The 12,085-nt window shown below is 32.1% G+C and carries 10 protein-coding genes; 4 read left to right on the top strand and 6 right to left on the bottom strand.

The genetic code is table 11. The features are described from left to right. Nucleotides 1-46 precede the first annotated feature (46 nt). Together LNP81_RS16640 and LNP81_RS16635 are read right to left on the bottom strand one after the other, a co-directional pair. Nucleotides 47-814 (bottom strand): methyltransferase domain-containing protein, encoded by a 768-nt coding sequence (locus LNP81_RS16640; RefSeq protein WP_230037740.1) that lies wholly within the window; start codon nucleotides 812-814, stop codon nucleotides 47-49. Nucleotides 815-1,318: 504 nt separating this feature from the next. Continuing rightward, nucleotides 1,319-1,639, bottom strand: coding sequence for a hypothetical protein (locus LNP81_RS16635; protein ID WP_230037738.1), 321 nt, complete (start codon nucleotides 1,637-1,639; stop codon nucleotides 1,319-1,321). 205 nt (nucleotides 1,640-1,844) lie between these two features. On the opposite strand from LNP81_RS16635, the gene LNP81_RS16630 reads away from it, so the two are divergent. After that, a complete protein-coding gene (locus tag LNP81_RS16630) occupies nucleotides 1,845-2,249 on the top strand; it encodes a helix-turn-helix domain-containing protein (RefSeq protein ID WP_230037736.1) in 405 nt (134 codons plus the stop codon). A gap of 195 nt (nucleotides 2,250-2,444) precedes the next feature. On the opposite strand, the gene LNP81_RS16625 is transcribed toward LNP81_RS16630, so the two are convergent. From LNP81_RS16625 to LNP81_RS16610, 4 genes are all read right to left on the bottom strand, one after another. Further along, nucleotides 2,445-4,778 (bottom strand): hypothetical protein, encoded by a 2,334-nt coding sequence (locus LNP81_RS16625; RefSeq protein WP_230037734.1) that lies wholly within the window; start codon nucleotides 4,776-4,778, stop codon nucleotides 2,445-2,447. A 42-nt stretch (nucleotides 4,779-4,820) separates the two neighbouring features. Further along, nucleotides 4,821-5,138, bottom strand: a complete 318-nt coding sequence (locus LNP81_RS16620; RefSeq protein WP_230037732.1) for a hypothetical protein — start codon at nucleotides 5,136-5,138, stop codon at nucleotides 4,821-4,823. 254 nt (nucleotides 5,139-5,392) lie between these two features. Further along, on the bottom strand, nucleotides 5,393-8,752 hold the full coding sequence (locus LNP81_RS16615; RefSeq protein ID WP_230037730.1) for a CheR family methyltransferase: 3,360 nt from the start codon (nucleotides 8,750-8,752) through the stop codon (nucleotides 5,393-5,395). Between the two features lie 76 nt (nucleotides 8,753-8,828). Next, a complete protein-coding gene (locus tag LNP81_RS16610) occupies nucleotides 8,829-9,281 on the bottom strand; it encodes a response regulator (RefSeq protein WP_230037727.1) in 453 nt (150 codons plus the stop codon). A 476-nt stretch (nucleotides 9,282-9,757) separates the two neighbouring features. On the opposite strand from LNP81_RS16610, the gene LNP81_RS16605 reads away from it, so the two are divergent. The 3 genes from LNP81_RS16605 to LNP81_RS16595 all read left to right on the top strand — a co-directional run bounded on the left by LNP81_RS16605 (nucleotide 9,758) and on the right by LNP81_RS16595 (nucleotide 12,045). Then, nucleotides 9,758-10,366 (top strand): hypothetical protein, encoded by a 609-nt coding sequence (locus LNP81_RS16605; RefSeq protein ID WP_230037725.1) that lies wholly within the window; start codon nucleotides 9,758-9,760, stop codon nucleotides 10,364-10,366. A gap of 74 nt (nucleotides 10,367-10,440) precedes the next feature. Beyond that, complete coding sequence (locus LNP81_RS16600) at nucleotides 10,441-11,403, top strand: GlxA family transcriptional regulator (protein ID WP_230037723.1); 963 nt, start codon at nucleotides 10,441-10,443, stop codon at nucleotides 11,401-11,403. 75 nt (nucleotides 11,404-11,478) lie between these two features. After that, nucleotides 11,479-12,045, top strand: a complete 567-nt coding sequence (locus LNP81_RS16595) for a cysteine hydrolase family protein (RefSeq protein WP_230037721.1) — start codon at nucleotides 11,479-11,481, stop codon at nucleotides 12,043-12,045. Nucleotides 12,046-12,085 lie beyond the last annotated feature (40 nt).

Below are 12,085 nucleotides of genomic sequence, written 5' to 3'. Positions count from 1 at the left end.
AAATCATTTTAATCGTTTAATCTGTGGCAATATTAAAAACTTATAGCTACGCTTTCCTACCATAAAGCAAAAGCCTTTTAAACGAATAAATCGCCGGAAGTTTCGGGAAATGCTCCGCAATCCTCTCTTTATAAGTTTTAATGAAAAGCGCTTTCTGCTCGCCTTCGAGACGTTCTATATACGGAATCAAAGCCGAACCGGATATAAAATTATAAAGCGTTTCATGATCGTTCGCAATTATAGGATATACTTTTTGCTGAATCTGTAACTCTTCGAGTCCGCCATCAAACATAATTTGCGCATATTCGTCGATACTCAAAACGGGGGAATCTCTTTTGTAACCATTCAAGTATGATTTAAATGGTTCCTCATCTACCAATTCGGCAAGAATCACGTTGAGTTTGTTTTCCGGCTGAACAGGCATTTGTATTGCAAATTGTCCTTTTAGGTTTACGAGTTTTATCAATTCTGCAAACAAAGTTTCATGATCGTTTGACCATTGCAAGGCCGCATTACTAAAAATCAAGTCCCATTTTTCGCCCGAGGCTAATGTTTCCTCAGTAGTTGCTTTTCTGAAATGTAGACGATCCGTTTCTAAAGATTTGGATTGTTCCAGCATTTCTGCCGAAGAATCTACGCCCAGAAAATCGGCTTCTTTGAATTTATCGGCCAAAATCGCCGTTTGTTCTCCCGTACCACAACCTAAATCAATGGCTTTCATTCCTCTTACAGGCTTAATAAAATCGGCCAGATCATAAAAAGGCTGATATCGAATATTTTTGAACTTATTATAGATTTCCGGATTCCAGGGCATTTTGTCTTATTTTATAATTTCATTCGATCGGGAAAATTAGCGATCAAATAAAATTGGTTACTAAAAACTAAGATACAAAATTCTTATGGGTTTTATTAGTAGCCTAATCCAGCTCCTGAAACTTCGGGACTATATCTTTTATTTTTCTAAAGAAAAAAAGGATACGTTTCTACCAAAATTAATTCTCAATATAATATAGCGCGCATTTGCAATCATGAGTGTTCGAAACCTTTTGCTCTGAAAGAGCTTTAGCAATAGCGTAGTGCAACGCACTACGAATGAAATCAAAAGTGAAAATTGCCCTGAAAGGGCAAAAGAAAATTGAGCATAAAGAGAAAAAGGTGTTTTCCTAAATAACATCAGCTAAATAGGGTAAAAATAATTGTTGAAATTAGGCTTCCGCCCTTACAGGGCTTAAAATTATAATCGTTTTTCATTCATAGTGCTTCGCACCATGCTATTGCTAAAGCTCTTTCAGAGCAACAGGTTTCTAAGAGCTTTCATTTATTCGACAAGCAATTCATTAATTTCTGTTATCAATTCAAATTCATCCAAAGGAAACATCTCTAAAACCATTTCTAAAATGAGAGGCACATTTATAGGTGAATATTTTATTGTAGTCGAGGTTTGATGTGCCTCTTGTTCTAATGCTACAATACATAATTTTATGATTTCGGTAATCGTACAGCCCAATTCATAATAATTTTGCATTTTAATTTGGGCTTTATGAGTTCCTGTTTTATCAGCAGACGGAGTTAAAGTATTGCAATATTTGGCCGTTAATTGTCTAAGATTCTCTAATTTTTTGATTTCATTGGTTTCCATGGCTTATATTTTTTAGTTGTATCTTGTTAATCATTTTACAATTAGACTTTTATTATTTTATTATAAGAAAAATTGTACTTTTGTTTGACCCAGCGAAGAAAGAAATAGATTGTCTCGTACCCAATCATTTTTTGCCGTATTGTACAGCGATAAATATGTTTTTTACATATTGCGACTTATTACACTTAATTATTATCTTTGAATTATGAGCACACTTACAAAACCAAATCATATAGGGCGAAAAATTAGCCGTATTCGTGAACTTCGTGATATGAAACAGGAAGCTTTGGCACAAGCTTTAGGGACAAACCAACAAGCTGTATCTGCTTTAGAAAATAGCGAAACTATAAGCGATGAAAAACTCATCGAAGTTGCAAAAGCTTTAGGCGTAAGTGTTGAAGCTCTTAAAAATTTTTCGGAAGAAGCTGCAATTAATTATTTTAATAATTTCACAGATAGTAGTGCCGGAACATTTAATAATCATTGTACTTTCAATCCTTTAGATAAATTAATGGAATCTGTAGAAGAAAATAAAAAGCTTTATGAGCGTTTGCTGCAGGCGGAAAAAGATAAAATTGAGTATTTGGAGAAATTATTAAAGGGTAACTAATAGTTTGTAATATATATATAAAATAAAAAAAGAGACTTGTGGATCTCTTTTTTATGCTTCATCATTAACCCGCTCTTCAAATATCCTGACTCTCTGGCGACAATGCTAGTCGAACAGCTTAATTAGTAGTGAGTTCAGAAGTAAAAAAATGTAATAAGTAAGAAGTCAAGAGACTTCACGTAGCATGCATCAAGTTTAATTTAATTCTAAATCATCAAAAAAATTAGTTTTAAAACTACCGGCTAGTACGGAATAAGGATATTCATTTGAATTTAAATTATATCCTAAAATTAAAAAACCTCTAAGCTTTCTTTTATCTAAGGAAACTGTTATATCATTAAGTATAGCATTTCTAGTTTCTATATCTATATTTTTATATGGAAATCCAACTATAACATATCGTCGTCGTTTAGGACCACATACCATTTCCATCCAGTTATGTTTCTTAATGCATTTACCATCAATTATCATTTTGGTAAGTCTTTTTAAATTTGTTTCATATTTAATTTGATCGTCTTCCGGTAGATTTAATAATATATAAGAAGCCATAAGCCAATTATTACTTTTTTGCGAAAGTTTTTTTAAAATATCATCACAATACTTTGTTTTTTTTAGAAAAGGTTTTTTTACATTTATACCCCTATGCTTTCCAATGATATATGGATCAATTTCTTTAGATTTTAAAGTCATGTCTATATGATTAGAATCATCATATTCAGTTTCACCGATATTAAAACCATTGTCTAAATAAAAACCAAACAAATCCATTTCATCTCCTTGGAATTTTAAATGAGCTTCAAATTCTCTTCTTCTTGATAAATAATGTATTTTTTCAGCCTCTAATGGTAAAAGTTCAAAGATTATTTCTAAATCTGTAAAACTTATTGATGGTGCCAATTCATTCAATTTATGTGATATTACTTTAGCATCAATTAATTTTTTAAGATTACATCCTATTGAACCTAAATTTGAAAGAGTGATGCCAATAGGAATATAGTATTTTATTTTTGCACTATCAATACGATTAATTGAATTCGTTTTTGTAGTAAATTCATGTAATTTTTTATTCTCTTTTAAGTAGTTCTCAAAGCGAATTGCTTGTTCTGACGGCTCTATTACTAATTCTTTTAAAGTTTTAAATAATCTGTCTGTTGCTCCACGCCTTGCCGGTGGTGAAACTGTTCCAGATTTGCATTCTATAATTATCGCAAAATCTTCAATTAAAACAATCAAATCATTCTCAAAATCTTTTTCCAAGTTTGAACATTTCCATAGACTACCTGATAAAACTTCGGCACTAGGAAATGATTGTTTAAATAAATTTTCAACTTTATCTTCAAGATATTTTCCTTTTTTTACAGTGTAATCTTTTAGTAGTGTAGTATCAGTAAAAATAAATTTCTCTAATAAGTCCATACCTAAATGAGAAAACATGTGAGGAATTACAGAATAATAACTTTCATCTTTAATTTTAATGAAAGGTTTGGAATGAATAGGATTATCTAAAAAAATAAAATCTTTATTTACTTCTGAAAGATCTCCAAAGCTATAACTTAACTTATCTAGTATATTACAAATTTCAGTCTGATTGGTTTTTTCTAAAATTTCACAAATTTCAGATGAAGAATGAGTAAAAATATCTGAAAGAAAATAATCTGAATGCTCTAAAAGCATACCTTTTAAATTTTTTAGATTCTTTCCAACCATTGTCCAAACCTTTTCTCTGTCAGTTTTAAGAACCGAATTTACATTTGTAAAACTTTCTTCGTATTTATCGAAAACTTCATTATAATTTCTAGCTTTAACAAAAGATATTGTTTTTTGATGATGTAGATTAAGTTTAGCTTCTGTTATGGAAACTAAACCAAAAAGAATATCAAGAAAAACACTAGGCTTAAAACCTTGTGATTTAATAAATTTATCTTCAATCAAATTAGCTAATTCGTAAGCTATAGTTTGCATTTGGTTAATGTATGCCCAATTTCTAATTGCCAAAGTATGATTCATCATTTCTGTACGCAATATTATTGCTCCTATATCATCTTGATCTTTAGCCTTTTCTAAAAGCTTAAGATAGCTAAAAGATTGATTATGGTTTAGATTTTGAATTGTTGATTTGAAATCCTTAATATTTTCATGAAGTGGCTTACCCGAAATATTCCTTGCCATTTTTAAAGACAAGCTTTGTAAAATTTCAAGATAAAAACAATGAAAATCCAAAAAACCATTAATTGCCTCTTGATCGATTCCTTCTTCTAATCTATTAAAATAATAAGAACTGAATGAGCACAAATATAGAGGATCATATTCTTTAAAATAATCAATTAATTTTAAATAATTACTTTCAAATTCAATAGATGCTTTATTTCCTAATTCAATAATGAATTCCGTTCTTTTTTCAAATGCAACGTTCTGGAAAATAGGATTTTTAAATTGTACAAATTTTTGCTCAATTACTTGATAAGGTAAAGGTTTATCCTTAGTTAGCTTCTTTTTTTTAGATATTGGTCTTTTTTTTCTTTTTGACATAATCTATCATAATTAATTATATAGCAATATCCGAGGTGATAATTATTTAGTTATTGAATTGAAATCATTAGGGAAGTTAACGAAAATAATTTCACAAAATCTTCCTAAGTAATAACCACTAAATTCTTCCACTTTTTGAGTCGTTTTTTCGAATTTAAAAACCTCTACGATTAATTCGTCTTGCTGAATATTCGTAGACATTTTTATGACCCCCTTATCGCCCCATTGATCAATATGCTTTATATATTTGATATTGTTACTATTATGTATTTTCCAGGTTTTTAACTTTTCATCTTCAATTAATTTCAAAATATCTGATTTTAATTTATTTGGTTTAGTTGTTTTAAATATTAAGTTCATAAGCTATTAAGTTTATTTTAAAAAGTTTAAAATTAGATGATTTAAAGAATATTGAATCGCAAATCTCAACATTCACCAACTATTTACTTTACGGAAATCCATAATCCACTAAAATTTATTTTAAACAAGTATACCACTAAATAAAAACCAACAACCAAGTATAAATACCCGTTTTACAAAACCTCTAGAAAAACAAAAAGACAATACACCTTTCAGCATATCGTCTTTTCATTAATTAAATAAATTGTAAACTTTTAAACCGGCAATATAATATGAAACTCCGCACCAATATTTTCTTCGGCTTTTGAGAAGATAATACCTTTGTGGTTTTCTACAATTTTTTTGCCAATGGCGAGACCTATTCCGGTTCCGGTGTAGACTTCGTTGTTGTGTAATCTTTGGAAGATGGTAAAAATTTTATTCTCGTATTGTTTGTTAAAACCTATGCCATTATCTTTTATGATGATTTCGTAATAGCTCAATTTAGCATCTAAATTCGGATATTTTTTAATCTGACTGGCGGTCATTTTGTGCGAGCTAATTTCGACTTTAGAGATCGAACCGTCGTTTTTATAAAACTTAAGAGCATTGCTTATTAAATTATAAAAAAGCTGGTTCATTTGCAACGGAATCGCATTGATAACAGGCAATTCACCTACTATTATTTCAAGATCACGTTCTTCGATCATTAACTCAAAATCAACCAAAATATCAGCTATAATAATGTTTAGATCCGTCACTGCAAACAGTCGGTCAGGATTATTAAGATACGAATAGGCTAGTAAATCTTTAATAAGCGTATTCATCCTGATAGAGGATTTGCTGATTTTTTCTATTAATGCAATTACCTGAGGAGAGAAATCTTCGTTCATTTCCAGCAATCGGCTTATGAACATCAATATTTTACGTAAAGGTTCCTGCAAATCGTGACTTGCCACGTAGGCATATTCTTGTAACTGTACATTCGCACCGTGCAGATTCTTAACAGAACTTTCAAGTTCTTTATTGGCTGTTAATAAATCGGCAGTACGTTCTTCTACTTTCGCTTCGAAACCGCTTGATAATACCTGCAATCTTTTTTCGATGATTCGGCGTTCTGTAATATCTTCAATTGCCAGTAAAATAAGTTGTTCTTTACTGGTTTCATTAGTTACTTGTCTGGCGTTTAATAGCATGACGCTTTCGCCGTAAGGCAACAAATTTACAGATATTTGATAATCATCAAGCTGTGTTTTTTCCGGCAATACTTTTTCGAGCATCGCGCGCATCGGGATATTATCAAAAAGATGATTTTGTATTTCGTAAATCAGTTTTCCAGTGGCTTCTTCTTTGGTAATATTGTATTTTTTAGAAAATGCCCTGTTGATATTTTTTATCCTTAAATTGGTATCCAACACCACTATAGGTTCTCTAAGCGTTGCTACAATGGCCTCGGTATAATTTTTAGAAATATTAATTTGCTGCTGTTTGTTCAGGAGTTCCTGATTGATCTGCAAAAGCTCTTCGTTGCTGGATTGCAATTCTTCTTTTGAGGTTTCGAGTTCTTCATTGAGACTTTGCAGTTCTTCGCTCCCACTCAATAATTCTTCATTGGCACTTTGCAGTTCTTCATTCGATGCTTCCTGTTCCTCACTAATAGCATTTACATCATCGTGTATTTTGGCTAATTCTTTCTCAAGTTGTGCGATCCTTCTTAAATTAGTGTTTTCGCGTATTTCTTCTGCCGTAAACTGATTCGAAAGTACATCGTCTTTTCGAACCACGGTCTTATAAAACAAAACCAAAAAATAAGGTTCTGAAGTATCTTCTAATGGCTGAATTTCGATCGATATTTCGCTAATAATCCCTTTGTTCTTAACCTGAATACCTTCCTTTTTTACCAAAGCTCCGGTTTCTTTGGCTTTATGCCAGGTATTTCGAAGTTCGAAAGCCAAACCTTCTCGGGTCATTTTTAGTAAATTAAAAGTTGGTTTTCCGGTCGAAAGTTCAATAAATTCGGCTATAGATGCGTTGATATGAACAATATCCATTTGCTCGTTTACAATAACGCTGGCAGGAGTATATTTAGAAATCAATAAAGCTTCGGCGCTTTTTCTAAAGTCTTCTTTGATAATTTCTTTTCTTTGAATATCTGTTTTTAAAGTTTTCAATTTATCATTCGATCCCATACCGGAATGTACAAATCGGCCTGAAACCTGTTTACGGGTATAAATTTTTCCTGCTTTTTCAAAAGGCTGAAAAAGTTCTGCCGCCGGAACAGCCGTTTCTGACTTTCCTAAAAGCAAAAATCCGTTTTCTTTTAAGGCGTAATGAAAAGTAGTAAGCGATTTTTTCTGCAAAAACGAATCCATGTAAATGAATACATTGCGACAGGTAATCAGATCCATTTTGGCAAAAGGCGGATCTGTTAGAAAATTATGCACGGCAAAAATGCATAAATCCCTAATTTGCCTTTTAATTTTATAACCGTTTGTATTGGCTGTGAAATATTTGGTCAGAATGGTTTCAGAAACATTTCGCATTTGAGATTTTCTGTAAAACCCAATTCGTGCTTTGGCTATAGCCACTTCTGAAATATCCGAAGCAAAAATCTGAATCTCTTTTCCTTCGAGATTTTCACCTAAAAATTCATGAAGGGCAATCGCAAGTGTATACGCTTCTTCGCCGGTAGAACATCCTGCAATCCAGATACGTATGGCATTTCCTTCGGTTACTCTGTTCGTTAATAAGGGAAAAACCTTTTCTCTCATTGTCTGAAATATCTTGGTATCTCTAAAAAATTCAGTCACAGGAATCAATAAATCGTTGAACAAATCTTCGGGCGCCAGTTTATCTCCCTGAAGTACTTTTAGATAATCTTTTAAATTCACAATTTTACTCAAAGCCATTCTTCTGGCAATGCGTCGGCGTATGGTAGTTTGTTTATAATAGGTAAAATCTACTCCGCTATGATGACGTAAAATTTTAATAATTTCCTGAAATACTCCTTCGTCGTTGGGATCCTTTTCTTCGCTAATTTGATCTCTTGCTTGGGTAAGTTCAATAAGTTTCTCGACAATTTTGGCCGGCGACAACACATAATCTACCACTCCGGCATTGATCGCGTTTTGTGGCATTTCGTTATTAGCAGCTTCAATATCCTGAGCAAAAGTAATTCCGCCGTGTTTTTTAATGGCTTTGAGGCCAATTGTTCCGTCGGATCCGTTTCCTGAAAGCAGTACGCCATAGGCCAGATCCAGATGCACTTCGGCCAATGAATTGAAAAAAACATCAATCGCCTGATTTTTGGTGTCTTTTATACGGGGACTTAACTTTAAAACACCATCAAAAGATGTGAGTAATTTATTCTCCGGAATGACATATATGGTATTGGGAGCCAGATGAATATCATCAGTAATTTCGTTTACCGGAATTTTGGCTACACGCGAAAGCAATTCTGTAAGCATACTATCATGCAATGGATGCAAATGCTGCACAATGACATAAGCCATTTCAGAATCTGCTGGAATCGCCTCTATAAGTTGTTTAAAAGCCTCCAGCCCTCCTGCTGAAGCGCCAATACCAACTATGGGAAAATCCTGGCGGGTAGCTTTGGGCAAATTGTTCTTTTGCATATGCATGATTTCATTCTTTAAATATTAATTCATTATAAATCAATGCATACTATTAAAAATTGCATATTTTTTTAAACTAAACTGTGATGACAAAAGATTCGATTCTGACATCTGATAATTTTTCTGCCCAATCTGTTTCGATGACCTTTTTTAATAATTTCTTTAAATCACTAAAAGCAATAGGTTTTACAACATAAGCGTTAGCCCCTAAACCGAAAGTATTTTTGACACCATCTATAGTAGCAGAGGTAGAATAAATCGCGATTACCGGAATATCCTTAAATTTAGCATCTTCGCGAATTTGCTGTAAGGTCTCAAAACCTGACAAAATAGGCATATTAAGATCTAAAAAAATAATGTCCGGAATAGCCAAATTAGTATCATAAAGACGATCCAGAAGTTCTACACCATTTTTACAAAATTCGACCGGATACTCAAGATCAAGATCTTCGAGAGCTTCTGCAAAAAAATCTCTGTCGTCTTCATCATCATCGGTAAGTAAAACCTTTATATTCTTTTTTGCATTCATGATTGGGTCGCGTTAGATTCAAATGTACGCTTAAATAAAATCGGAATGGATAATTCATAGCGATTTCCTTAACACTTTATCAATAAGGTTGTTTATTTGTTTAAAAAACATCAACCGAAATACTTAAATCATTAATAATAATGATTTTAATCTACAATTGTTTTTTTTTGATTATTAGTAAATACATAGTCTTTTAGCTACATAAAAACTTGTTTTATTATAAAGTAAAAGCATATTGCAGTCTTCTGCAGAATTAAATAATAGTTCATTTTCCATCGTTCAAAATAAGAAAAGGCAAAACCTACTTTTGTAAATATTCATCAAATCTATATATTTACTTTTTACTCTCCCTTTTTTGCGATTGAAATAATGTCAAACTAATACCATATCTTCCTTATTTATGAAAATTTTTACTATAGTATTTTTAGCTTTTATCTTAGTAAGTTGTTCTGTATAGTAACCTACCAATAAATAATATGGCCAAATCAAGAATTTATAATTTAATATCTCAAAAGTTTATTACAAAATATGATGATATTCCATTTATACAAACCAACCATAAAAGTGATTTTAAATACAATGTATCTATAGAAGTATTTAATACTGATTACATGACATCTTTTTTTAAAACACTTGATGTATCTGATTTATATGCGATTTATATTTTAAATGAAGAAAATCTTTATTACTATTCTGATCGCAATGTTATATTTAAATATAATTGTTATGGTTCAACCATCATTCTCGTTAAGGTAGAATTGAACTTTTTCAACAGTATCGAATATAATAATCAAAGAGAACTATCAACTTCGTTTTTCTTTAGATCTGATAATTTTAAAGCAATAAACATGGAAGGCATTTTAAAAGAATGTTTGTATGAGAAAGAAATTATTATGGGAAGTTTTAGAAAAACCATTGTTAAACCAGATTTTTTAAAACTACTAGACAACATAGAAATCAAAAATGTTATTAAATTTTACACCTATAAAACCGAAGCTTATATCGAAAAGGCTTTAAAACTAAATGACTATGTTTTAGATGAAAATGAAGACTACATATCAAAAGTAGAAATTAGTTTAGCCTAGGATGCAAAATAAGGCAACAAAAAAATGAAACGATATCATGCAGAAGTCATTGAAATCAAATTAAACCTTTAAAAATGAAAGAAACACTAACAACGGTTTATTTTTACATCCCTCAACAAGTTACACTTTTGGATTTAAGTGGCGTTGTCGAAGTTTTTCAGGAAGCAATAGGTTTAGGATTCAATTATCAATTGCAATACATTAGCAGTCAATTATCTGTAATATGTTCTTCGGGATTAGAACTGGCGTCGCTCACCCATTTTTCTAAAACGAATCCAAAGGAAAATGATATTGTTGTTATTTCGGGAAGCAATACACACCAAATCGATCTGAATGCCGAAGATGCTTCGTTTTTTGAATGGCTTCAGCAAGTAAACAAAAATAAAACTACGATTTGCAGCATTTGTTCCGGCGCTTTTATTTTGGCGAAAGCCGGACTTTTAGACCATAAAGAATGTACAACACACTGGAAACTGGTTGATAAACTCAAAAAAGATTTTCCGCTTGCGCAAACACAAAACAATACTTTATTTACCCAATCGGGAACTATTTATACCAGCGCCGGAATCATAACCGGAATAGATCTGGCACTTCATATTATCGAACAACGACACGACAAAGAAACTGCAGCGAAAATTGCCAAAGAATTGGTCGTATACAAAAGAAGACATGGCAATGATGAACAGGAAAGTGTGTATTTGCAAAACCGAAATCACCATGACGAAAAGATTCATATCATTCAGGATTGGATCATCTCAAACCTTGATAAAACTTCTACAATTGATTTTCTTGCCGAATTGGTTCACATTGGCCCGAGAAATCTAACCCGAATTTTCAAGAAACAAACCGGAATTACTATCGCCGAATATCGAACGAAACTTAGAATCGAAAAGGCCAAAAGTCTCCTCACCAATTCTGATTATAAAATAGAACATATTGCGCATTTGTGTGGTTATAAAACCTCGAAACAATTGCGTGTTGTACTCGAATCTCATCTTGATACTTTGCCCTCGGCAATAAAAAATAAGAGGTCTTAAAACGACTATCGTTTGTCCTTTTTTGATCTTTAATAGAAAGGTAAATTTGTATCTAACAATCTAATTTATAAAAAGATGAAACTTAGAGACCAAAATACAGCCCTTATTTTAATTGATGTTCAGAAAGGTTTTAATGAAGAAAATCATTGGGGCGGAAATAGAAATAATAAAGATGCCGAAACAAAAATGGCTCAGATTCTCGAAAAATGGCGAACGCTGCAATTACCCGTTTTTCATGTCGTTCATAGCTCCATACATCCCGATTCAAAACTCCACCCTTCACATCCCGGATTCGAAATCAAAGACGAAGTAAAACCAATTATTGGCGAACCCGTAATTTCAAAAAACGTCAACAGTGCTTTTATAGGAACTGATTTAAAAGAAAGAATTGACAATCTCGGAATCACCAAACTGGTAATTGTAGGACTTACCACGAATCATTGCGTTTCGACAACCACAAGAATGGCAGGGAATTTTGGTTTTGGAGTCTTTTTAATTTCTGATGCCACGGCAACTTTTGACCGAATTGGCATCAACGGAGAAAAATATGATTCGGAATTGGTACATCAAATATCCCTGGCTAGTTTACACAACGAATTTGCAGAAGTTATCGATACAAAAACACTTCTGGAATTGGTTTAAAATTCTTTGTGTGATTAAAATCAAAAAGCCTTCAAATCAA

It is taken from the genome of Flavobacterium piscisymbiosum (genome assembly GCF_020905295.1).
GTDB lineage: Bacteria > Bacteroidota > Bacteroidia > Flavobacteriales > Flavobacteriaceae > Flavobacterium > Flavobacterium piscisymbiosum.
The sequence above is the reverse complement of the archived record's forward strand: the minus strand, read 5'-3'. Positions and strand labels throughout refer to the sequence as shown.